At 47.4% G+C, this 22,038-nt stretch carries 22 protein-coding genes and 1 riboswitch; of the genes, 14 read left to right on the top strand and 8 right to left on the bottom strand.

Translation table 11 applies throughout. From position 1 onward, the window contains the following. Window positions 1-124: 124 nt before the first annotated feature. The 3 genes from RHEIN_RS07265 to RHEIN_RS07255 form a co-directional block, all read right to left on the bottom strand. On the bottom strand, window positions 125-1,801 hold the full coding sequence (locus RHEIN_RS07265; protein WP_008898330.1) for a DUF342 domain-containing protein: 1,677 nt from the start codon (window positions 1,799-1,801) through the stop codon (window positions 125-127). Window positions 1,802-1,899: 98 nt separating this feature from the next. Beyond that, window positions 1,900-2,235, bottom strand: coding sequence for a hypothetical protein (locus RHEIN_RS07260; protein ID WP_008898329.1), 336 nt, complete (start codon window positions 2,233-2,235; stop codon window positions 1,900-1,902). Between the two features lie 64 nt (window positions 2,236-2,299). Further along, complete coding sequence (locus RHEIN_RS07255) at window positions 2,300-2,968, bottom strand: DUF2982 domain-containing protein (RefSeq protein WP_008898328.1); 669 nt, start codon at window positions 2,966-2,968, stop codon at window positions 2,300-2,302. Window positions 2,969-3,176: 208 nt separating this feature from the next. Between RHEIN_RS07255 and RHEIN_RS07250 the strand changes: the two genes are divergently transcribed. From RHEIN_RS07250 to RHEIN_RS07240, 3 genes are all read left to right on the top strand, one after another. After that, window positions 3,177-4,232, top strand: a complete 1,056-nt coding sequence (locus RHEIN_RS07250) for an efflux RND transporter periplasmic adaptor subunit (RefSeq protein ID WP_008898327.1) — start codon at window positions 3,177-3,179, stop codon at window positions 4,230-4,232. Window positions 4,233-4,234: 2 nt separating this feature from the next. Continuing rightward, complete coding sequence (locus RHEIN_RS07245) at window positions 4,235-7,348, top strand: efflux RND transporter permease subunit (RefSeq protein ID WP_008898326.1); 3,114 nt, start codon at window positions 4,235-4,237, stop codon at window positions 7,346-7,348. 185 nt (window positions 7,349-7,533) lie between these two features. Continuing rightward, window positions 7,534-9,141, top strand: a complete 1,608-nt coding sequence (locus RHEIN_RS07240; RefSeq protein WP_008898325.1) for an L-lactate permease — start codon at window positions 7,534-7,536, stop codon at window positions 9,139-9,141. On the opposite strand, the gene RHEIN_RS07235 is transcribed toward RHEIN_RS07240, so the two are convergent. Continuing rightward, window positions 9,131-9,928, bottom strand: a complete 798-nt coding sequence (locus tag RHEIN_RS07235) for a substrate-binding periplasmic protein (protein ID WP_008898324.1) — start codon at window positions 9,926-9,928, stop codon at window positions 9,131-9,133. The genes RHEIN_RS07240 and RHEIN_RS07235 overlap by 11 nt on opposite strands. A gap of 186 nt (window positions 9,929-10,114) precedes the next feature. Between RHEIN_RS07235 and RHEIN_RS07230 the strand changes: the two genes are divergently transcribed. The 11 genes from RHEIN_RS07230 (at window position 10,115) to RHEIN_RS07180 (ending at window position 18,929) form a co-directional block, all read left to right on the top strand. Beyond that, entirely contained in the window at window positions 10,115-10,471 is a 357-nt protein-coding gene (locus tag RHEIN_RS07230; RefSeq protein ID WP_008898323.1) for a PDZ domain-containing protein, read from the top strand. An 84-nt stretch (window positions 10,472-10,555) separates the two neighbouring features. Further along, window positions 10,556-10,717: riboswitch (cobalamin riboswitch) on the top strand. Window positions 10,718-10,823: 106 nt separating this feature from the next. Next, window positions 10,824-11,609, top strand: coding sequence for an ABC transporter ATP-binding protein (locus tag RHEIN_RS07225; RefSeq protein ID WP_008898322.1), 786 nt, complete (start codon window positions 10,824-10,826; stop codon window positions 11,607-11,609). After that, window positions 11,606-12,604: a FecCD family ABC transporter permease gene (locus RHEIN_RS07220; protein ID WP_008898321.1), complete on the top strand. Its 999-nt coding sequence runs from the start codon at window positions 11,606-11,608 to the stop codon at window positions 12,602-12,604. The genes RHEIN_RS07225 and RHEIN_RS07220 overlap by 4 nt, the downstream gene beginning before the upstream one ends. A 29-nt stretch (window positions 12,605-12,633) precedes the next feature. Then, entirely contained in the window at window positions 12,634-13,683 is a 1,050-nt protein-coding gene (cobT, locus tag RHEIN_RS07215; RefSeq protein ID WP_008898320.1) for a nicotinate-nucleotide--dimethylbenzimidazole phosphoribosyltransferase, read from the top strand. Window positions 13,684-13,691: 8 nt separating this feature from the next. Next, on the top strand, window positions 13,692-14,462 hold the full coding sequence (locus tag RHEIN_RS07210; RefSeq protein WP_202797787.1) for an adenosylcobinamide-GDP ribazoletransferase: 771 nt from the start codon (window positions 13,692-13,694) through the stop codon (window positions 14,460-14,462). Then, on the top strand, window positions 14,435-15,001 hold the full coding sequence (gene cobU, locus RHEIN_RS07205) for a bifunctional adenosylcobinamide kinase/adenosylcobinamide-phosphate guanylyltransferase (protein WP_008898318.1): 567 nt from the start codon (window positions 14,435-14,437) through the stop codon (window positions 14,999-15,001). Before RHEIN_RS07210 ends, cobU begins: the two co-directional genes overlap by 28 nt. After that, window positions 14,988-15,578, top strand: coding sequence for a histidine phosphatase family protein (locus tag RHEIN_RS07200; protein WP_008898317.1), 591 nt, complete (start codon window positions 14,988-14,990; stop codon window positions 15,576-15,578). The genes cobU and RHEIN_RS07200 overlap by 14 nt, the downstream gene beginning before the upstream one ends. A gap of 20 nt (window positions 15,579-15,598) precedes the next feature. Further along, window positions 15,599-16,210: a cob(I)yrinic acid a,c-diamide adenosyltransferase gene (gene cobO / locus RHEIN_RS07195; protein WP_040554727.1), complete on the top strand. Its 612-nt coding sequence runs from the start codon at window positions 15,599-15,601 to the stop codon at window positions 16,208-16,210. Further along, window positions 16,210-17,052, top strand: coding sequence for a cobalamin-binding protein (locus tag RHEIN_RS07190; RefSeq protein ID WP_008898315.1), 843 nt, complete (start codon window positions 16,210-16,212; stop codon window positions 17,050-17,052). The genes cobO and RHEIN_RS07190 overlap by 1 nt, the downstream gene beginning before the upstream one ends. A 77-nt stretch (window positions 17,053-17,129) precedes the next feature. Beyond that, window positions 17,130-17,777: a DUF5610 domain-containing protein gene (locus RHEIN_RS07185; RefSeq protein WP_008898314.1), complete on the top strand. Its 648-nt coding sequence runs from the start codon at window positions 17,130-17,132 to the stop codon at window positions 17,775-17,777. 270 nt (window positions 17,778-18,047) lie between these two features. Then, window positions 18,048-18,929 carry an acyl-CoA thioester hydrolase/BAAT C-terminal domain-containing protein gene (locus tag RHEIN_RS07180; RefSeq protein ID WP_008898313.1) on the top strand — a complete coding sequence of 294 codons (882 nt, stop codon included), beginning with the start codon at window positions 18,048-18,050 and terminating at the stop codon, window positions 18,927-18,929. Window positions 18,930-18,963: 34 nt separating this feature from the next. Here RHEIN_RS07180 and RHEIN_RS07175 read toward each other — a convergent pair whose 3' ends face one another. From RHEIN_RS07175 to RHEIN_RS07160, 4 genes are all read right to left on the bottom strand, one after another. After that, window positions 18,964-19,824, bottom strand: a complete 861-nt coding sequence (locus RHEIN_RS07175; protein WP_008898312.1) for a hypothetical protein — start codon at window positions 19,822-19,824, stop codon at window positions 18,964-18,966. 22 nt (window positions 19,825-19,846) lie between these two features. Next, window positions 19,847-20,224: a PH domain-containing protein gene (locus RHEIN_RS07170; protein ID WP_008898311.1), complete on the bottom strand. Its 378-nt coding sequence runs from the start codon at window positions 20,222-20,224 to the stop codon at window positions 19,847-19,849. 75 nt (window positions 20,225-20,299) lie between these two features. Then, window positions 20,300-21,040, bottom strand: coding sequence for an SDR family NAD(P)-dependent oxidoreductase (locus tag RHEIN_RS07165; RefSeq protein WP_008898310.1), 741 nt, complete (start codon window positions 21,038-21,040; stop codon window positions 20,300-20,302). Further along, window positions 21,037-22,038, bottom strand: coding sequence for an NAD(P)/FAD-dependent oxidoreductase (locus RHEIN_RS07160; protein ID WP_158005470.1), 1,002 nt, complete (start codon window positions 22,036-22,038; stop codon window positions 21,037-21,039). Before RHEIN_RS07160 ends, RHEIN_RS07165 begins: the two co-directional genes overlap by 4 nt.

Raw genomic sequence — 22,038 nt, 5'->3', positions numbered from 1 at the left:
TGACACTGCCAGTCAGCGCCCGTCGCAACAAAAAATTGACGTCAGAAGTAATTCAGAGAAAACAAAGCAAAAGACAGGCCAGTTTTGCAGGATAAAGCAACTGGCCAGGTATAAGCATGAGCTGTTACAGAGGTTCGACGACCACACCTTGTTCAGATAAACGAATACGGGAAGCACCGTACTCTTTTTTAGTTTTTAACACTTCATTGCCAAAACTGCTTTCCACTCCGGCAAAAAGTTGCTGAGTCACTTCAATGCACACCGACAACAATAACTGCCGTCTTTGTTCTTCCAGCTGTTTAATGTCGGCAATAAAAGCCGAAGCTATACTGCGGTGCTCTTCAAACTCCTCCACCATAGCAGCCATTTGTTCCTGCACTGCCGGGGATTTTTCCATTTGCTTGAGCTGATCTACATGTTGTTTCACCAATTCCATTTCAGCTTTTAAGCCAACTAAACTGGCGCGTAACACATTCTGTTTTTCAATCAAGGGGTCCATCTGCTTGTTCAGCGTAATTTGCAACAAGCTGCCAGAGGGAGCACCAAGATTGCCACAACGTAAACCATTGCCGAGGTAATAACGGCCACCTACAATTTTGCCATTGGCTTTTTCTTCAGTGCCTGCTAATACCGAATCGGCTTCAACCTGACAATGCAGCAATTGTTTTGCCACAGTAAGACGGTTTTCGCATTTGATGCTGGCGTATTGCGCCAAAGTGCACTGTACGTTGCCTTTAGCGCGAACCACAGTACTCAGCACTGTATCTTCACCGACTTCACTGACCTGATGACCAATAATGGCACCGCCTATGGTGATATCACCACCGGATTCGATCAGCTCCCCTTCAAAGATACCTTTGACAAACACATTGCCACCAGCTATGACTTTCATGGCCTCAGCCACATCGCCGTTAATAACCACGGCGCCTTTAAAAATAATATGGCCAGAGCCAGCATCCACTTTATTAATAACAAATACTTCGTCCACTGCAACAGCAGCTTCTAATAAACGTGGCATACCATCGCGACTGGCAACTAACAGATCCGGATTATCAGCGGACACAGCAGAACCTTCAGCTGTACCCCAAGGTAATTGCTGGCCGTCCAGTGCGGACAAACGGGTTCCTGTCACTGTCATGCCTTCTTTGCCTTTGGTTGGCGGCAAGCGACGCATCAGAGCTTCGCCGGCTTTTACCGAGGCAATAGCACCAAAGTCACGCAAATCAACTTTGCCTTCAGAACGGGCAACAGGCTGTTTATTACGATTGGACATATCGCGGATCAACAGCTCAAATACAGAATCACGACCCGGAGTCGGCAGCTTGCCTGCGGCTATCTCTGCACTGATCTTGCTGCCTGGTTCGGCCCTGCTGGCCTGCGCTACCAATTGCAGAATTTGTTCTTTCTTAAAACCAAAGACTATCCCAGCTTCTTGTCCGGCTTTCACCGCCTCATTGGCTGAGATAGGGTTGCCACCATAAGCAGCCGTGATTTCGGCGACCGCCAGCATGGCGTCACTGCTGATTTCAACTTTTAATTGAGCGTGAATACGTTCAGCGACTTTGTATTTTAATACATGACCTTCAGCCTGTAGCTTTTGTTTGATTTTTTGCTGAATTTGCTGGTATTCCAGCAACAGATTTTTGACCTGGTCCGGCAACAACAAACAACGGCCGTAGCCTGCCTGTTGCAATTGCTCTTTTAACAGGTCAGCAGTCAGATTCGTCTGAGTAACGGGCATGTGAATAAAGACTAAGTCGTCTTTGAGGCTGAACTGACACGCTAACACATTTACTGTCACAAGCAATTACCACTTTTAAAGCAAGCCGCCACTAAAACAAATTCATCAGGCAAAAGGACTGTATTTGCCCGGGAGCAGGATTTGTACCCAACAACTAATTAAATATAGTTCTCTTGGTGGATACGGATAAATAAATCTGTTCCCACTTTGCTGTAATCTACTTTGTACTCTTTATTATTGAGTGCCTGCACAAATAACAAGGTCTTGTTTTCGCTGAAGACGTCTGAACTGGCGATATCCACCAACTCCAGATAACGGGCCTTAGCATCGACTTTACTGGAAGGAACTTCTTCGGTAAATATTTTGACACCATGGCGCGTTGCCACGATAACCGGATCACCAGTATCATTAACAATAACTAAATCCACTTTTTTCTGCTTGTGGATCAAAGTGTTACGTCCACTGACTAAAAATGCTTTTTCGTAATTATTCATAACTGTAATACCGTTTTTAATTTTATTTTATAGCGTCATTATGATACAGACGCACATCAAGTGTCTAGGTGACTGTATTGTTTAAACATTGTAACCGGATTTGATTCACTTTGCGGCAAAAATCAGCAGGTTCTGTGCCTATAGAACTTATTGGAATAAAGAGATCAAAACCAGTTAATTGCCGCAATAATTGCATGCGTCGGGCAAACATTGCAATAGCGCCTTTGTAGCTGCGAGTTGCAGTCCTGAATTCTCCCACTTCAATCAGCAGATCAGAAGGGCAAGTCCCTGTCGGACAATTGCGTCCTAAGGCAGCGACAAGCAGGTGACGCTGCTCCACCATCAGATTAACAGCTAAACGGGGCTGAAGTTGTAACAAGAACTCATCGTAGTCCCGCAGTTTAACGCCTATGTAAGCTAATTCTTCACCCGCGACTTCAGGAATTGAGATAAAAGAGAAGCCTTGCCAGGGAATAAACCAGCGGCCTTTATGGTGCACGTAAGCAAAACCTTGCTGATCAAGTTCTATGACATACAAAGGTTCCGTGAGTTTGGCATAACCGGTAAACAGCCCCAGTAAACAACATATCAGCAATAACACCCAGGCTGTGCTGTGCAACACTCCGGGGATCAACAGCAATAACAGCAGCCACAACAGCAGCGCTGTACTGCTGAGCAACAGGGTTTTGACACCACCCCGGGCTGTAGCTGCTCTGTACTGCAATTTATCCATTAGTCCATATACCAGAAGTAAAAAGCAATCATCAGTACCACCCAGACCATGTAAAAACGCATATTGTGGCAAAACTCACACTTATGTTCCGACATTCACTCCTCCGATACGACCAACACCTGAGTCATTGCGATAACCAGTACACTGTATTGGCTAATATTCCCTACAATAAAGCCCATTATTCAAAGAGTACCAGACTGGAGTTACCGTGACGCAAAAAAATTCGCGCCTGATATGGGTTTTATTGATAGGAATGTCGGCATTTGTTGTCTACCTTTTTCTTCAAAATCAAGCACCTGAAGAAGAACAAAAGGCGAGAAGTTCAGCCACCTTAGTCAATACCCAAATTGTCAGTCCTTCTTCTTTAGTGCGTCAGGTGACCAGCCTTGGTACAGCTCTTGCGAATGAGTCAGTACAAATTGTGACAAATAACAGTGATTACCTGACAGCATTGCATATTAATGAAGGTCAGCGGGTTGAAAAGGGTCAGCTGATTGCACAGTTAAACGATGTGGAAGAACGTGCCCGTGTTGCCGAATTGTCGGCATCGCTTCTTGATCAAAAACGCCAGTTAAACAGGGTGAAAAACCTGGCTAAAACTCAGGCCACAGCTCAATCTTTATTGGATGAGCAACAAACCAGAGTGAACACCACTCAAGCTCAGTTAGATGCGGTAAAAGCCCGTTTAAATGAAATGACGATCCGTGCCCCTTTTAGTGGTGTGCTGGGTTTACGCCAGGTCAGTGAAGGGGCCTACTTAACCTCTGGTACTGTCCTGACGACGCTGGACGATTTAAATCTGATCCGTCTGGAATTCAGTATTGCCGAATATTACCTGGCTCAGTTAAAACCAGGTATGAAGGTCAACTCCAGTAGTGTGGCTTATCCGGGTAAAGTATTTACCGGTCAGATCAAGGCCATTGATACCCGTTTAGACCCTGTTACCCGATCTGTGAAAGTTCATGCTTTAGTGCCTAACGAGCAACTGGAATTACGCCCAGGTATGTTGCTGAATGTCAGTGTAACCCTGGATGAACTGCAGGCGCTGCAAATCTCTGAAAAGGCCATAGTGCCGTTACAAAACAAACATTATGTCTTTGTAGTGAATAAAGACAACAGCGTGACACAAACCGAAGTTCAGTTGGGCCAGCGGATGCCGGGTCTGGTGGAGATAGTCTCTGGTCTGAATGCTGGCGATGAAGTGGTGATTGAAGGCACCACCAAAATCCGCTCTGGCTCACTGATCACTAAAGCGGGGCAATAAGCATGTGGCTTTCAGATGTTTCGGTCAAAAGACCGGTTTTTGCCACTGTAGTGAACCTGATTTTACTGATCTTCGGTATTGTTTGTTTCACTATGCTGCCACTGCGTGAATTCCCGGATATTGATGCACCTATAGTCACAGTCAGTACCGACTACCCTGGAGCTTCCGCAGAGATTGTTGAGACCAAAATCACTCAACCTATTGAAGACAGGATCTCGGGTATTGAGGGTATCAAAAACATTAACTCTAACAGCCGTGATGGCCGCTCTAATGTCACCATTGAGTTTAATGTGGATCGTGACATAGACGCAGCAGCCAACGATGTGCGTGAACGGGTATCCCGTATTCTGGACAATCTGCCGGATCAGGCTTTCCCGCCCGAAGTATTTAAAGCTGACGGCGATGACGACACTATTGCCTGGTTTGTGCTGAACAGCGAAACCATGACCAACCTTGAATTATCGGACTACGCCGACCGCTATATTGTGGAGCGTTTTTCTGTAGTCGATGGTGTGGCCCGTATTCAAATTGGTGGCGAACGCCGCTACGCCATGCGTTTGTGGCTGGATAAAGATGCCATGGCCGCCCGTGGTGTCACAGTGCAGGATATTGAAACTGTGCTGCGTGCGGAAAACGTCGAACTGCCCGCAGGTAATATTAAATCTGAAGACCGTAACTTTACAGTTCGGGTCGTACGAACTTACAAAACCCAGCAGGACTTTAACCGTTTAGCAATTAAACGTGGTGAAGACAATTATCTGGTGCGTTTGGGCGAAGTAGCTCAGGTGATTTTAAGTTCGGAAGATGAAGAAAACGAATTCCGTGGTGACGGTAAAAACCTGTTGGGTATCGGCATTATCAAGCAGTCCAAAGCCAATACGCTGGATGTAGTGAAAAATGCCAGGGCTGAAATGGAAAAAGTAAAAGCCATTTTACCTGCAGGCACTACGATCGAACCCGGCTACGATTCGTCCTTATTTATCGCTGAATCTATCAAAGAGGTTTACAACACCTTAGGTATTGCGATGGGGATGGTGGTTCTGGTGATCTTCCTGTTTCTGGGGAATTTACGAGCCACCTTTATTCCGGCTGTGACTGTGCCTGTGGCCTTAGTTGCGGCTGTTACTGTGCTTTACGCGCTCGATTTTTCTATCAACTTATTAACCTTGCTGGCTATGGTGCTGGCCATAGGTTTAGTGGTGGATGACTCCATAGTGGTTCTGGAAAACATCTACCGCCGTATTGAAGAAGGCGAGCATCCGCTTTTAGCCTCCTACCGTGGCGCCCGTGAAGTAGGTTTTGCCGTAGTGGCCACTACGCTGGTGCTAATTTCAGTTTTTGTGCCACTGGTGTTTATGCAAGGTGAGCTGGGCAAGCTTTTTACTGAGTTTGCCTTAGCAGTAGCTGCTGCTGTGGTTTTCTCAGGTATTACTGCCCTGACGCTTTCTCCTATGCTGGCCAGTAAATTACTGACACACAAAAAACGTGAATCCCGATTCAGCGCTGCGATGCACAAGGGCTTTGCCAGACTGGAAACGGGTTATCGTAATCAGCTCAATGGTGTGATGAATTATCGCTGGCCTACGCTTGCCGTGTTAGTACTGAGTTTTGTTGCGACTCTGATGCTGCTGAAACTTATTCCTTCTGAACTGGCACCACAAGAAGACAGAGGGACCTTTTTTGTCAATATGAGTGGTGCTGAAGGCGCGAGTTATGGCAACAACAGCCGCAATATGCGGCTGATTGAAGATATCCTGATGCCCTACTATGAAGAAGGTGAATTCAATCGTTTACTGATCCGTGTTCCAGGCTGGGGCAATTCAGGTGGTATAGCTATTGTTGGCACTGAAAACTGGACCAACGGCAAAAGACGGACCTCAGAGTTGATGCAGGAAGTCAGCGGTAAGCTCAACGAGTTGCCTGATGTCAGAGCTTTCACCTTTATGCGTAGCGGTTTAGGTGGAGGCCGTGGTGGTGGTCGTCCAGTGCAGTTTGTCATTCAGGGCAATACCTATCAGGAACTTGTAGAGTGGCGCGATATAGTGCTGGCTAAAGCGGCGCAAAACCCCAATTTGCAAATGCTCGATCATGACTACAAAGAAACAGTACCTCAGGTTCTGGTCGAAATTAACAGCGAGCGGGCTGCGGATTTAGGTATATCAGTTGGCGCTGTAGGTCAGGCGCTGGAAGCTATGCTGGGCGGCCGCAGAGTGACTACTTTCCTCGACAGAGGTAAAGAATACGATGTGATACTGGAAGGCGAAGACAAAGACTTCGCGCAACCAGGCAGCATCAGCAATGTCTATGTACGTTCTACCCAGTCGGGTCAACTGGTTCCTTTGGATAACTTAGTCACCTTAAAAGAAGCGGCAACTACGTCCAGTCTGAACCGCTACAACAGAATGCGTAGTATCACTATCACGGCCAACCTGGCACCAGGTTACAGCTTAGGTGAAGCTTTAGAGTTTTTAGAAACCACAGTCAAAGACAATATCGAAGGCACTGTGGGCATAGACTACAAAGGTGAATCCCTGCTATTTCAGGAAAGTGGCCAGTCGACACTACTTGTTTTTGCCCTGGCACTGCTGATCACCTATCTGGTCCTGGCCGCTCAATTTGAAAGTTTTATCCATCCTTTTGTCATTATGCTGACTGTACCTCTGGGTTTAGTGGGTGCTTTATCCGGTTTGTATTTAGCAGGCATGACGCTGAATATTTACAGCCAGATAGGCTTAGTGATGCTGATAGGTCTGGTGGCGAAAAATGGTATTTTAATAGTCGAATTTGCCAACCAGCTGCGTGATGCGGGAGTGGAGTTTGAAGAGGCGATTAAACGCGCTTCCGCCTTACGTTTACGCCCTATTGTAATGACAGCTTTTACCACTGTATTCAGTGCTATTCCGCTGATTGTTACTACAGGTCCGGGCTCGGAAAGCCGGATGGTGATAGGAATGGTGATTTTCGCAGGCGTGGGTGTAGCCACCTTGCTGACGATTTATGTGGTGCCTGTGGCTTATATGGTGTTGGCACGCAATACAGGTTCGCCACAAGCCATCAGTAAGGAATTGGAGCAACTGGACTCGGAAGCGCCAGCTAAGTCAGAACAACCGCACTAATCCCTTTCATCACAGCCTCTGCACTCTTTACAGTGCTGCAGAGGCTGTGATTTATCCCTTTGATATTCCTCTGTTTACTTCCTTTATCTGCCTAATTCATCCGACTTTGTTATAGATCTGGTTTATTCAGGTAAAAATCAGCTACCTTAGCGACAGACAAATTGTGAGGACTGGGACAAAGGCAAATGGATTACTGGCTGCTGTTATGTGCACTTTTTCCTGTGCTGAGTGTGTTTCTTTTTCTGGTGGTTTTACGCTGGCCTGCCCGTAAAGCTATGCCGCTGTGTTTACTGGGTACAGCTTTACTCAGTGCCACAGTATGGTCGGTATCGACCCTGGATATAGCCGCCAGTATGGCAGAGGGACTGGTGATTGCAGCTACTGTAGTGTGGGTGGTGTTTGGTGCTTTATTGCTGCTGAACCTGCTGGAAAACAATGGCAGCTTTTTGATGATCCGTCGTGGTTTTGCCAGCATATCCAGCGATCAGCGTGTTCAATTGCTTTTTGTTGGCTGGTTGCTGGTAGCATTTTTAGAAGGAGCAGCAGGTTTTGGTACACCTGCCGCTATAGCCGCACCTTTGCTGATTGCTTTAGGTTTCAGACCTCTGGCTGCAGTGGTGTTGACCTTAATTGCAGATTCAGTGCCTGTGTCTTTTGGTGCCATTGGCACTCCGGTCCTGGTGGGACTGACCAATGGTTTACCCGGTGTGTCGCCAGAGCTAATTCAACAAAGCGCTGTGATGGCGGCCAGCATTGATTTGCTTTGCGCCAGTTTAATCCCCGTACTGATGTGCCTGTTGTTATGCCGTTTTTTTAGTGATACCCCAAGCTGGCGTTCGGGTTTAGCTATTGCACCGCTGGCCTTTTTATCCGGGCTTTGTTATAGCCTGCCTGCTTTTCTGGTCGCTCGTTATCTGGGTCCTGAGTTTCCCTCTTTGTTAGGCGCTTTGTCTGGTTTAGTACTGCTGACCTTATTGGTGCGCTTTGGCGTGGCTGTGCCTGCTACTGTATGGCGCAGCCAGGCTCAGATGGAAGAAAGAGTGGCAGACGATGGCGCAGCGCTGAGCACACTTCATCTGCTAAAAGCCTGGGGCGCTTATCTGTTGTTGGCCACTTTGTTGATCCTCAGCCGACTGGAGTTTTTGCCTTTTAAAGCCGCTTTGCAGGCCGTGGAATTACAATGGTCCGCTATTTTTGGTTCTACCTTATCCGCGACCGTACAACCTTTGTATCTGCCAGGCACTTTATTTGTAGTCACAGTCTTAGTACTGCTGCCATGGCAACACCAGCGCCGCGACTTATTACGTAAAGCCACAGCTGAAAGCTTAAGCAGGATCTGGCCCGCTGCTATTACATTGGCAAGCGCTGTGCCTATGGTGCGGTTGTTTTTACATTCAGATCTGAACAGTGCTGAATTGCCCGCTATGCCGATGTATCTGGCCGCTATTGCCAGTGAACATCTGGCACAAGTCTGGTTATGGTGTGCGCCCTGGGTAGGCGCTTTGGGATCCTTTATCGCAGGTTCTGCTACCTTTTCCAATCTGATGTTTGCCAGTATGCAGCAACAACTGGCGACAGACTCAGACCTGCCCCTGCAGCTGGTACTGGCACTGCAAATGCTGGGGGCCAATGCCGGTAATATGTTGTGTGTGGTGAATGTGGTCGCTGCAGCTTCAGTAGTCAAACTAACAGGTCAGGAAGGGCAAATTATGCGTTTCACTCTGATACCTATGGCGCTCTATTGCCTGCTGGCAAGCGCAGTAGCTGTGATGCTGTTGCCCTTTACAACTTAGCAGAAGGAGTCAGCAGCTCTTCATTTTTTGCCTGATACAGCTGCACTACTTTGGTAATGTCGCCTCTGTCATATAACTTCTGCCAGGCTTTCTCCAGCCTGACTAACATAGCTTTGGATAAGCTGGCTTTGCTGAAACCAAAATAAACCGGGCTTTGGTACACCAGCACTAAAGGCTGGTATTTGTCGGCATTGTGAAACTTATGGCTTTGCCAGTAGTGCAGTACCGAGTGATCCTCCAATATCGCATTCACCCTGCCCGCCTCAAGTAACGCCAGCTTGTCCTGAATACTGCTGATACTGACCAATTGTCTGGCAAACAAAGGATTTTGTTTGAGCAGAGCAAATTCTTCACCGTAATAAGCGCCATTTAATTCAGCGATGCGCCCCAGATCCACATCTTGAGTTAAATCTTTTAAGTTTGAGACTTTAGGTAGTTTATCCGGATCACCAATAAGCCAAACAGATTCAATATGATGAGGGCCGATAAACGCAAAGTCGGTTTTTCGGCCTTCGCTGTAAGACAGGTGGCTGACCAAATCCAGCTCGCCGGATTTAATTTGTGCCAAAGAACGTAACCAAGGGCTGTTGATAAACTGCAGTTCACAATCCACTTCTTTTGCCAGCAATTGCAGCAGTTCAATACTCTGCCCTTGCCAGTGTTGATCTTTTAAAATCAAATGAGGGGGAAAGTCAGTTTCCGCCGCCATCCGCAACACACAAGCATGGCTCAGGCCACAGTACAACAGCAGCACAGGCACAACAGCGGACAATAGGTGTTTCAGCATTGACTATCCCATGGCTCAGATCAGACAACTCTACTATTGCACGGCCGAAACAGCTTTACCAGAATCGATGCTCTGGCTTTGATGAATTTGTTCAGGCTCTGCTTGTTTGTGTCTTGTATTCGTTTTATTGTCAGTGATGTAAATAGTTGGTTTTATTCGTTAAGTTAAAGATAGGAAATCATAGTCGTGAATAAAAAATTACTGCTGTTATCTGTTGGATTTTGTTGCTCTGTTTTTTGTGGTTCAGCTCTGGCTGCCGAAAAAGGGAAAATGGGCCTGGCGCTGGATATTGCTGTCGAAGGTGGCTTTTTTAATCCCACCCTGGCCAGTGCTAAAGTGAAAGGTGTTGCTGCAGGTGGTGCTGCGGAAAAAGCCGGGGTGCTGGTTGGTGATCAGATCCTGAAGATCGCCGACTGCAGCATTCCAGGTTGCCCTGCGGATGATGCCAAATCCCTGATGAAAAAGCGCCGGGGTGAGTCTGTCACTTTGTTGATCAAACAAGCCGATGGTACTGAACTGGCAAAAACTGTGGTTGCAGAGTAGCCTTGTTTGACTCTGCTTACTTCAGTTAAGCCTTCCAGACAGCCAGACATTTCTGCTGACGTTTGGCCCCCTGCTCTGCTACACTGCGCTGGTTTTGTTTAAGGTGTTCTGCAAAAGCTATTGGCTAATGCAATGAACCGAAGAGGGAAACAGGTGTAAATCCTGTACTGTACCCGCAACTGTAAACCACTCTGACCTGTTCAGGGTTCGGTAAGTCAGATGTCCTGCCTTAACAAACCTCAGGCGTTGCAACTTTTTGCAACACACAGTGCGGGCTTACACTGTGCCGGAACTTTGCAGTTTTTTAGCTGCTATTTCCTGGTCCCTGCCCGTTTTATAATGGAGCTTTTCAGTGGACCAAACCCCGGTCATCGAATTTCAGCACGTGCAGTTGCACATCGATCAGCAGCAGATTTTAATGGCGCTGACTTTTGCTATTCAAGCAGGCCAATTTGTTGGTTTATTGGGCCCTAATGGCGCCGGTAAAACCAGCTTACTCAGATTGTTGCAAAAAGAATATCAACCTTCTTCAGGCCAGATTAAATTTCAGGGTCAGCCCCTTAACCGTTTTGGCCAATCTGAACTTGCAGCCAAAGTAGCGCTGGTCAGTCAGCTCTCTGGCCCTCTGTTTGATTTAACAGTGGCTGATGTGGTGCTGATGGGGCTTATTCCCCATAAAGCTTTATGGCAAACCAACACAGAACAGGATCTACAGCAACTAAAACAGAGCCTGGAACTGGTGGGGCTGGCTGATAAAGAACGTCACTCCTTCGCCCATTTATCCGGAGGCGAACAACAAAGGGTATTGCTGGCCCGCGCTGTGATGCAAAAACCCCTGTTGTTATTACTGGATGAGCCGACCAACCATCTGGATTTGTATTATCAGCATCAGGTGCTGCGTATTGCCAGGGCGCTGAAGGTCACCGTCATCGCAAGCATTCACGATTTAAACCTGGCATCACGTTACTGCGACCGTTTATTGCTGCTAAGCAAAGGCCAACTGGTGGCCGACGGCACGGCAGAACAAGTACTGACTCAAAACCTGCTGACAGAAGTGTTCCGTATTCCTTGTCTGATCGATCAAAACCCTTTTGGTGATTGCCCACGCGTCAGTTTTGGCTATAAGGACAACGTATGAGCAAAGCCTTATTAGCCACTTTACCTTTGCCTGTGCGTCTTTTGCTTGCGCTCGTCCTGTTATTGCTGGTGTGCTTCTGTGCATTAAGCACAGGCTCGGTCCCTATTGCTACCAGCGGATTATTGGGCCTTGCGCCACTGAATGAAATGCAAGAGACAGTACTGTGGCAACTGCGTTTTCCCAGATTATTGCTGTCTTTATTGGCTGGAGCAGGTTTAGCCCTTTGTGGCGCCTTACTGCAAAACGCCAGCCGGAACCCGCTGGCTGATCCTTATTTATTTGGCATAGTGTCAGGGGCAGCCTTAGGCGCAACAATAGCCACTATAGTGCTGCCACAATGGCAACTACTCACTCCACTCTTCGCTTTTTTTGGTGCTTTGCTGGCGGTATTTCTGGTGTTGTTTATTGGCGCCAGCAGTCGCTGGCAACGATTGGAAAGCTTGTTGCTTTGTGGTGTCGCTGTCAGTTTTATGCTGAGCGCCATAACGACGACCTTGTTGTATTTATCTGAACCTTTTGCTGCCAACCGAGTGATGTTCTGGCTGATGGGCAGCTTAAGTCAGGCCAGTCTGACTCATGTGGCTTTGATCAGCCCTCTGGTGTTTATCACTTTGTTGCTGGGTTTATTGTATCGCCGTCAACTGGATGCTTTGGTATTAAGCGACGAAAGCGCCCGCAGCTTGGGCGTGAATGTACGGCCTTTGCGTTTAGTGATCTTGCTGCTTTGTGCCGCCGTCAGCGCTGCTATTGTGGCTTTTTGTGGCGGTATAGCTTTTGTTGGTTTGATGATCCCTCATCTGGTGCGCTCTTTATTTGGTTTATCCAGCGTGGCTTTGTTATTGGGTTCAGTCTGGTTGGGAGCAGTGTTTTTAACAGGAGTGGATACCTTATCCAGAATCCTTCTGCCCGATCAGGAGTTACCTATTGGCGTCCTTACTTCAGCCATCGGCAGCCTGTTCTTTTTATCCATGTTATTTAAATACCGTCGCGGTTAATTGCCGATTGAAATGGAGTACAGCCAGTGATGAGTTTCGTGATCCCTGCTTTAGATAAAACGGCAACGCCAGCTATACGGCAGCGTATCAATTTAAAAACCAAACCAGCAGGTGCTTTGGGTCTGCTGGAGAACTTGGCGTTGCAGCTTGCGCTGATTCAAAGCAAAAGCCGCTTATCACTGAATAAACCCGTGCTGCTGATTTTTGCCGCCGATCATGGCATCAATAGCCATGGGCTTAGCATAGCGCCAAGCGAAGTCACCCAACAGATGGTGTCGAATTTTTTGGCAGGTGGCGCTGCCGCCAACTGTTTTTGCCGCACTAATGGCATTGAGCTTTTTGTGGTGGATGCAGGAATAGTAAAACCATTGCCAGATGCAACAGGTGTAATCCAACAATCTTTAGGCTGCGGCACTGCAGATTTCAGCCAGGGCCCGGCCATGACTATGGCTCAGGTGGAAGCAGGTTTGGCTTTAGGCCGTCATGTCGCCAACCAACACATTATGGCTGGCTGCGACTTATTACTCTTGGGTGAAATGGGTATCGCCAATACCAGCAGTGCTGCTGCTTTACTGGCGGCTGCCACTGATTTGCCGGTTGAAACTTGTGTCGGCCGTGGCACTGGTATCAGCGACGAGCAATTTGAATTAAAACTGGCCTTGATAAAACAGGCGTTACAGCGGCCTTATGCAAAAGATCCGCAGTCGATACTCGCTGAATTTGGTGGCTTTGAAATAGTCCAGCTGTGTGGCGCTATTTTAGGCGCTGCTGCGCTGAAAAAACCTGTGCTGATTGATGGCTTTATTGTTTCGGTGGCGGCTTTATTGGCTTGTCAGATAGCTCCGGATTGCCGTGATTATTTAATTTTTGCTCACAAGGGTGCAGAAGCTGGCCATGAAGCTGTGCTCAAAGCTTTGGACGCCACTGTATTGCTGGATTTAGGTTTACGTTTAGGCGAAGGCACTGGTGCTGCTCTGGCTGTACCACTAGTAAAAGCTGCCATCAGTTTTTACAACGATATGGCAAGTTTTGCTGATGCAGGCGTGACTCAAGTGGTCGAAACCGGAGTAAGCCAGTGATCAGGCAGATGCTGCAGTGGCCGCTCAGACAATGGCAGTTATTTTGTCTGGCTTTGTCATTTTTCAGCCGCATTCCAGTGCCCAAATCCACGCCATACAGTCCACAACTGTTGAATCAAAGCAGCCGTTATTTAAGTCTGGTGGGATTATTACTTGGCGCCCTGCAAGCTTTAGTACTGGCTGCTACTACCCATTTGCTGCCTTTTTCCATCGCCGTGTTGTTGACCTTAATGGCCGGACTGGTGCTGACTGGCGCTTTCCACGAAGATGGCCTGGCCGATACAGCTGATGGCTTAGGCGGTGGTTTTACTTTCGAGCGTAAGCTTGAAATTATGAAAGACAGCAGAGTGGGCACTTATGGGGTAGTAACGCTGTTGTCTGTGTTTTTAGTCAAATGGCAAAGCCTGCTGGCTTTGGAGACACAAGCCATCTGGGCTTTAGTGCTGGTGGCTGGATTATCGCGCGCGACCGCAGTCAGCCTGACTTTTGTCCTGCCTTACCAGCAGCTGGATGCGCTTAGTAAAACCAAACCTATAGCAACTTCGCTGCAAAAACGAGCTTTGCTTTGGATCTGGCTTTTTGTATTACCGCTTTTGTATTTCTTCCCTTTATCTTTAACTTTGTCTTTGGTTGTTACCTTGATCTTGTGTTTTGCCTTGCTGTTTTTTTATTACCGTAGTCAGCTACAGGGGTACACAGGCGATTTATTAGGGGCGGCTCAGCAAGTGACTGAACTCAGTTTATATCTGGTATGGCTGATCTGGTGGAGGATGCAGTGAAAAGCTCAGTGAAAAAAACTCTGATTTTGGGCGGCGCCCGCAGTGGTAAATCCAGTCTGGCAGAAACTCTGGCGAAATCATCAGAGAGCGTCACTTATATGGCCACAGCTACAGCTTTTGATGCGGAAATGACGGCTCGGATAAAACTGCACCAGCAGCAAAGACCCAAAGACTGGGTGTTGCTCGAATGCCCCTTATTACTCACTGAAGCTTTGCAGCAGCTCTCAGGTTCCGGCCAGACCGTACTGGTCGATTGTTTAACACTCTGGTTGAATAATCAGTTGTATCATCAACCAGAGCAGGATTTTACTCTTGTACGCCAGCTGTTAGCTGATGCTGTAAGTCAGTTCAATGGCCAGCTCATTCTTGTGAGCAATGAAGTGGGTATGGGGCTAGTACCCATCGGCGAGCTGAATCGTGTTTTTGTTGATCAGCAAGGCTGGCTGAATCAGCACCTGGCAAAAGTCTGTGATCAGGTGATTTTTGTTGCCGCCGGCTTACCGCTTTATTTAAAAGGAGGCTCTGATGCAGCAGATTGATTTAGTGCGCCATGGCCCTGTCGTCGGCCCAGCGGCATTATACGGTTGGACTGATGTCCAGCTAAAGGAATCATCCCCTGCTTGCCTGTCGTGGCTTTCTGCGCAGACTTATCAACATATACTGACTTCGCCTTTAGAGCGCTGTCGTAAAAGTGCTGAACAGCAGGCAAAACGTTTGCAGCTGGAACTTCATAGTGAACCCGATTTAAAAGAGATGAATTTTGGCTTATGGGATGGCGTGCCTTTTGACGAGCAAAGCCCAGACTGGCCAGAGCAACAACAATTCTGGTTACAGCCTTTTGCTATAACGCCACCTGAAGGCGAATCTCTAATTCAGTTTCAGCGGCGTGTTCTGCAGGCTTTTGAGCACCATAGCAAGGAGCAAAACAAACAGGCGTTATGGCTGCTGCATGGCGGCGTGATCCGCGTACTGCTCGCCTCCTTATTAAATATTGATTTACAACAAAGCCTGTGGCTACAGCACTTGTCGATTGCCTATGGCAGTGTCAGCCGCATCAGCCGTTATAACGAGCAAAGCCCATGGCAGGTGCAGTGTATCGGCAGCGCTGGCTTTTAACTTTTCCGAAGAGAACTTATATGACTGAACAAAAAACAGATGTAAAACAGCAAAACCATAAAAAACGCCAGCAAAAACTGAAAGAACAGGTCGACAGCCGGATCGCCGCCGCCAGTACCGACAAAGCTTTGCTCCTGGTGATCACCGGCAATGGCAAAGGCAAATCTACAGCTGGTTTTGGCACTGTGGCCCGCGCTGTGGGTCATGGCTTAAAAGCTGCGGTAGCGCAATTTATTAAAGGCACATGGGATTGTGGGGAGCGTAACTTATTGCAACAACACGGCGTTGAGTTTGCAGTGATGAATACAGGTTTTACCTGGGATACTCAGGACAGAGCCGCAGATATTGCTGCCGCTGAATTGGTCTGGGCTAAAGCAGAGCAGTTTTTACAGGACGAGACTATTCAATTGGTATTGCTTGATGAGCTGACCTATATGGTCAGTTACCATTACATTGATTTAGACCGGATAGTCACTGCACTAAACAACAGGCCTTCTACCCAACATGTGGTGATCACTGGCAGGGCAGCACACCGCACTTTAATAGAAATGGCAGACACCGTTAGTGAAGTACAGTCGATCAAACATGCCTTTGATGCAGGAATACAAGTACAAAAAGGAGTAGATTGGTAATGTACGTGCTACACATTGTGTTGTGCTGCTGCGCGCTATTCGCAGTAAAATCACAAGCCGCACCTGCTCAACGTATTATTGCACTCTCCCCTCATCTGGTAGAGCAGCTCTACAGCATTGGGGTGGGTGACAAAATAGTCGGTACTACTGACCATGCAGATTATCCGCAGCAGGCGAAAAACATCCCTAGGGTGGGCAACTATAACCAATTGCAGGTGGAGAAAATTCTGGCGTTAAAACCTGATCTGGTTTTAGCCTGGACAGACGGCAATCCACCCGCCGATCTGAATAAACTGCGCCAGTTTGGTTTAAATGTGGTGGACTCTAACCCCTTGCAGCTGACAGATATTGCCAAAGAACTGCGTATATTGGGCCAGCATACAGGCGCAGTAGACGCAGCAGAACAACAAGCTTTATTGATGGAACAAGGCCTTGCAGAGCTGCGCCAAAACTACAGTTCAAAAGCTAAAGTGGTGGTTTTTTATGAGTTATGGCAACAACCTCTGTCTACAGTGGCACAAAATGCCTGGCCTCAGCAGCAACTGGAACTTTGTGGTGCAACCAATCCTTTTGCCACCGCCACAGGAGATTATCCGCAAGTCAATTTAGAGCATGTGGTAGCCAGCCAACCTCAACTTATTATTCAGCCAGTGTCAGTGAATGAGCCACGGGCTTTACTCGACTGGAGCCGATGGCCTGCTATTCCCGCTGTTAAATATCAACAGTTTAGCCAGCCAGATGCCGACTTAGTGCACAGAACCAGCAGCAGGATGCTGCAAGGTGTACGGCAACTTTGCGCCGACATAGATAAGGCGCGGCAATTTTTTGCCAAAAAATCCTAAAGTTATTTAAGCACAGGCCGATAGCATGATTAGTCAGAACTATACTGAAGCTCATTAACGCCCAAAGGGAGTGTGTTATGTCATCTGTTAACGGTGTCGGCTCGTCAAATGCTCAGGCTGCAGCCAGCAAAACGGCAGAAAGCAGCGAAACGACTGAAGAGAAAAAACTGTCAGGTTACGAATCGTCACGCATGAACAAGCAGAAGCTGAATGCCACCATTATGGAAAACCAGCTGAAGCTCAGCACAGGTGACGACGATAACTCGATGAAGTTATTGTACAAAACCGCGCTTGAAGGCATTAACAGCGAATTAGAAGCTGAATTTGGCCCTAATGCGGCTGAAAAAATTAAAAACAGTGGTGTAGATACTTCACCGCAAGCAACGGCAGATCGCATCGTTGGTTTTGCGACCGCTTTTTACCAAAAGTTTTCTGAACAAAACCCGGATATGCCAGAAGAAGAACGTCTGGATAAATTTATCGCTTTAGTAGGTGGTGGTGTAGACAAAGGCTTTGAAGATGCCCGCGGCATTCTGGATGGTTTGGGTGTACTGAAAGGAAAAGTTGCTGACGACATTGACAGCACCTATTCACTGATCCAGGACGGTTTCGCTAAATTCCGGGAAATGATTTTAAACCCGGATAAAACCACTGAAGGTCAAGATATAACTGAATCAGTTGCCGCCAATACCGGCAGCGAACTGCGCTTTTCTTTGAAAGTGTAAGTTTATCTGCTGTTGTAACTACTCCTGATAAGCTGGTTTCAGTTAAGCCTTGAAGCCAGCCGTTTATACACTGGTATTACAGAGTTAAGACCAGTTTTTTTTGTTTTCTCCTGCCCTACAAACACATCATCTGGTTTGCCGCTCAATCACCTGAACTATGGCTCTGGATACTGACATTTGTCATGAGCTTAAGGTGACAAAACACAGTGGTCTGCAGCTGTTCAATTAGAAATAATAGGTCTGTTGATCATCTTATCTAAGGCAAACTATATGTTCTTCCGTTCATCAAAATTTATCCTTGTCGCATTACTGACTAGTCTGTTGCTGATACTTAGTCAGTTGCCACAGCTAATTACCGCTGTCAGGCCGTTGTCTCATCAGGGGCAAGTGCAAACTCAGCTGTATTTACCTGCAACTGCAAGTCATACCAATCCTGCCCCTTTACTGGTGTTTTTAGGCGGCTCAGAGGGAGGAATGTCTATGACCAACTCACGCAGCACTCAGGAAAGGCAACAGTATCTGGATGCCGGTTTCGCTTTATTGGTCATTGGCTATTTTGGCTTACCTGGTACGCCAACCGGGCTTGACCGGATAGAACTGAGCGGCATTATAGAAGCCATAAACAGCACAACAGAACACCCTGCAATCAAGGCAGAAAAACTGGCGATGCTCGGAGTATCCAAAGGTGCTGAATTAGCTTTAGTGCTGGCCAGTAAGTTTAATCAATTCAGCACAGTCATTAGTGTTGTTGGCAGTGATGCAGTATTTGGCAGCCCTGAATGGTACAGCACCAGTTCGTCCTGGAGCTGGCAGCAACAGCCTTTACCTTTTGTTCCTTTTACACTGAAATCAGCGGCAGCTCTGATGCAAGCTGATTATCGCCGAGGTTATGAGATAGCCATGCAAGACCAAAAGCGCTATCAGCAGGCGAAGATCCCGGTTGAACAGATGACAGCTGATGTGCTTTTTATCAGTGGGACCGCCGATGAATTGTGGCCTTCCAGTGAGATGTCTGATCGAATGATGTCCAGATTGCGGCAACATCACTACAAATTTCGCAGCCAGCATTTGAAAGTCAGCGGCGCGGGACATGGTGGATTGGGCAGAACATACCAACATGACATCATCACATTTATACAGCAGTCTCAATAAGCACCCAAAGCGAACAGGCTACAACAGACGCCGTCTATCGACTGCTCAAGCCGGTTTTAATCAAGCGCGCAGGTTTTTGTTTGCCCGCCTCTTCGCTGATCCAAATTTGCTGATGCTGATCTATACATAGCCCTTCCACCTGACCTGGTGTTGGCAATGTTTGCACCTCCAGCAATTGAAACTCTTTATCGTAGCGGGCAATTTGCGCCTGAAAACCTGAGTTGGTTAAATAGGCCCAAATGGCTTTGCGTGGATCTGTATAGCCCACCAGCCACCAGTGTTCAGTACTGTTGTTGAAACTGGCGTCTGTTACTAAAAAATCCGGTGATTGCAGTGGTAAAGCCTTCCCTAAGGCTTGAAACTTTAAGCTGGGATCAAGCCGATAAAGCGCTGGCTTTTGGCTGGCCCAACTTTTACTGATCAGCCATAAAGCGCCCTGCTGATACACCAAAGCTTCAAAATCCAGATCGTGTTGATATGCTTTTAACTCGCCTTGACGAGGTAAGCTGATTTCCAAAGTCACAGGCTGATAAGGTTGTGATAACAAACGCCAGTCCAGCGGTACTTTGTAGATCAGTAAGCTTGAGCGTTTACCTGCATTATTGCCCGCGTCAGCCAGATAGAGAAATTGGCCATCCGATGTGATGGCTTCCCAGTCAATATTTTTGACCGACAATTCCAATTGCTGCTGAATTCGCCCGTCGGCGTTTATCCTGTACAACAGAGGCAAACCACCCGAGTCATTAAAGCTGATAAATTCATCACCAATACAAAGCAGGCCTGAGCTTTCGGAAAGTTCTGCAGGCAAGTCTACGGCTGTCCATGCAGGCTTTGGCACAGAGGTACAAGCCAACAGGCACAGCGCAAAGCCCACTACCAGAACCTGCCTGAACAAAACAAAAGACCTCATACAGAGGTTAACGGCAGCAATACAGGGCCAGCGCTTTTTGCACCTCTAAAATAGAGCCGTCCTTACTAAAGGTTTTAGTGACAGGTGTATCTGTGCTGCTCAACCAGATATGCAGATCGGATTCCAGATCAAAGTGGCCTTTGGTTTCGGCGCTGAACCGCACTATGGAGCGATAAGGTATCGACATAAATTCTTTTTTAGAGCCAGTGATGCCCTGTTTATCCACCAATATCAAACGCTTGTCAGTAAAGACGATCAAATCGCGTATCACTTTATAGGCCTGCTGTAGTTTTTCATCCGGCAATAAAATCTGACCGAATTCCTCTTCAACATCAGCTAAATCAATTTGACCAGCATTGCCTAATAAACCACTAAAAAGTCCCATTGTTATTCCTTATCCAAACGCTTTATTGAACCCATTTAGCCTGAGCTTATCCCTGCATCAGGCTAACAGCAAGGCTTAAAAGCTCAGAACTTTAGCATCCCAGTTCAGCAGCAAACCGCTTTGCTCTGAGTGAAGCTGCTGTGCAACCGCAGCCAGATAGCCAGCCGTCTCAGCCGGGGTCCTCAACTGGCCTTGGGGTAAATTACGCTGAAAAGGCGCAGATAAAAGCGAATCTGTAGTGCCTGGATGCAAGGTAACCAGAGCTGCGGTTTTATTGCTGCGTTTAAGTTCTATGCTTGCTGTTTTAATCCATTGATTTAATGCAGCTTTTGCAGAGCGATAGCTGTACCAGCCCCCGAGTTGGTTATCACTGATACTGCCGACTTTGGCGCTCAATTGCAGATAACGAAGCTGTGGTGTTTTTGTTACATAAGGCCAAAGCCCTTGCAAATAAAACACCGGCAGCTCCAGATTCAGCAAAAAGGTTTTACGTAACAACAAAGCTGAGCTTTGGCTTAAGCTTTTTTCTGGCAAGAGTTTGAATTCACCTTCCTGATGTAACCAACCAATACAGTTAAAAATAACACTTACCTGATGCTGCTGCAGTGTATTGATCACCGAACTGAAAAAGTCCTGATGCAAAGCCCATTCGTCTTGTCCGTTTAAATCAGGAGCTTTGATGCTGCAAAGCTTTGGGTCGGTAAAATCGGCGGCAAAGCGGGACAACCAAATCACCTGTTTACCTTGTTGCAGATAGTGTTGCGCTAAAGCAGAACCTATAGCACTGCTGGCACCAATAATCAGTACTGCGCTCATGCATTCTCCTGCTGCAGCTTGTAGTTGCGAATAACAGCCTGGGCCAGGGCAAATCCAGCCAGATAGGCATTTTCTACCCGACCGCCATAACTCCAGTCTCCCCCCAGCCAGAGTTGATGATCCGGCAGCTCGATACAGCCTGGCACAGCGGTTTGATCGTTTTGACTGGCATAAAGCCATCGATGCGCCACCAGGGGCTCAATAGTCTGCTTTATATTCAGCTCATCACGCAAAACAGCAGTGGCTTCGGCAAACCAAAAGTCAGCTGGCTGCTGCAAATGTTCGGCACTAAAAGCAGCATTAAAATGCAGGACAAAACAGGAGTTTCGCCCACTTTTGTACTGCTGATGGCTGATAAACCTTAATTTCGGATGCTGACAAAAAATAGCATCGCCAGCTGGAGACGCTTCAGCCTGCATAGCCACAGCCCAGCAGGGTTCAAGCAAATTGGCAGCTGTATCAAAAACTTCTGGTAGCGAACTTTGTGTCATTAACTGCTGCGCCTGAGCTGGAGGCAGGGTTAAAAGCACAGCATCAAAGCCAGCGTAACTAATGCCATTATCCCCCCATAAAATCCAGCTCTGTTGCCTGTAGTCGAGCTTACTAATCCGGCACCCCGTGATCAGGGGTATGCCCAGCAATAAGGCGTTTATCGGGCTGTGCATCGATGGTACGCCAACAAAACGCCTTTGCTCGTCCTTTGAACTTTTCAGTGATACAACGCCATCCTCATTGCACAAAAGTGCTGTAGTACAAGGCCAGACGTCCGCCTGGCCCGCATCAAGCCATAACTGTACTTGCTGCTTAAAGACATCGGTGCGGGCGGTAAAATACTGAGCGCCCATATCCAGATACCCCTGCTCTGTTCTTTTACTGCTCATACGGCCACCTGCTGAACGGCCTTTATCAAAGACCGTAACCTGATATCCCTGCTGCACCAGGTTGGCTGCCGCTGTTGCACCTGTCAGCCCCGCCCCTATAACTGCTATTTTTTTCAT

It is taken from the genome of Rheinheimera sp. A13L (assembly GCF_000217935.1).
Classification (GTDB): Bacteria; Pseudomonadota; Gammaproteobacteria; order Enterobacterales; family Alteromonadaceae; genus Pararheinheimera.
Note: the sequence above shows the minus strand (reverse complement) of the source record. Positions and strands in the feature narration are given on the sequence as shown.

Excerpts from the sequence above, each read along its gene's own strand:
- RHEIN_RS07260 (WP_008898329.1), bottom strand. The coding sequence starts at position 2,235 with ATGAATAATTACGAAAAAGCATTTTTAGTCAGTGGACGTAACACTTTG.
- RHEIN_RS07255 (WP_008898328.1), bottom strand. The coding sequence starts at position 2,968 with ATGGATAAATTGCAGTACAGAGCAGCTACAGCCCGGGGTGGTGTCAAA.
- RHEIN_RS07245 (WP_008898326.1), top strand. The coding sequence starts at position 4,235 with ATGTGGCTTTCAGATGTTTCGGTCAAAAGACCGGTTTTTGCCACTGTA.
- RHEIN_RS07240 (WP_008898325.1), top strand. The coding sequence starts at position 7,534 with ATGGATTACTGGCTGCTGTTATGTGCACTTTTTCCTGTGCTGAGTGTG.
- RHEIN_RS07235 (WP_008898324.1), bottom strand. The coding sequence starts at position 9,928 with ATGCTGAAACACCTATTGTCCGCTGTTGTGCCTGTGCTGCTGTTGTAC.
- RHEIN_RS07220 (WP_008898321.1), top strand. The coding sequence starts at position 11,606 with ATGAGCAAAGCCTTATTAGCCACTTTACCTTTGCCTGTGCGTCTTTTG.
- cobT (WP_008898320.1), top strand. The coding sequence starts at position 12,634 with ATGAGTTTCGTGATCCCTGCTTTAGATAAAACGGCAACGCCAGCTATA.
- RHEIN_RS07210 (WP_202797787.1), top strand. The coding sequence starts at position 13,692 with ATGCTGCAGTGGCCGCTCAGACAATGGCAGTTATTTTGTCTGGCTTTG.
- cobU (WP_008898318.1), top strand. The coding sequence starts at position 14,435 with ATGGCTGATCTGGTGGAGGATGCAGTGAAAAGCTCAGTGAAAAAAACT.
- RHEIN_RS07200 (WP_008898317.1), top strand. The coding sequence starts at position 14,988 with ATGCAGCAGATTGATTTAGTGCGCCATGGCCCTGTCGTCGGCCCAGCG.
- cobO (WP_040554727.1), top strand. The coding sequence starts at position 15,599 with ATGACTGAACAAAAAACAGATGTAAAACAGCAAAACCATAAAAAACGC.
- RHEIN_RS07190 (WP_008898315.1), top strand. The coding sequence starts at position 16,210 with ATGTACGTGCTACACATTGTGTTGTGCTGCTGCGCGCTATTCGCAGTA.
- RHEIN_RS07185 (WP_008898314.1), top strand. The coding sequence starts at position 17,130 with ATGTCATCTGTTAACGGTGTCGGCTCGTCAAATGCTCAGGCTGCAGCC.
- RHEIN_RS07180 (WP_008898313.1), top strand. The coding sequence starts at position 18,048 with ATGTTCTTCCGTTCATCAAAATTTATCCTTGTCGCATTACTGACTAGT.
- RHEIN_RS07170 (WP_008898311.1), bottom strand. The coding sequence starts at position 20,224 with ATGGGACTTTTTAGTGGTTTATTAGGCAATGCTGGTCAAATTGATTTA.
- RHEIN_RS07165 (WP_008898310.1), bottom strand. The coding sequence starts at position 21,040 with ATGAGCGCAGTACTGATTATTGGTGCCAGCAGTGCTATAGGTTCTGCT.
- RHEIN_RS07160 (WP_158005470.1), bottom strand. The coding sequence starts at position 22,038 with ATGAAAAAAATAGCAGTTATAGGGGCGGGGCTGACAGGTGCAACAGCG.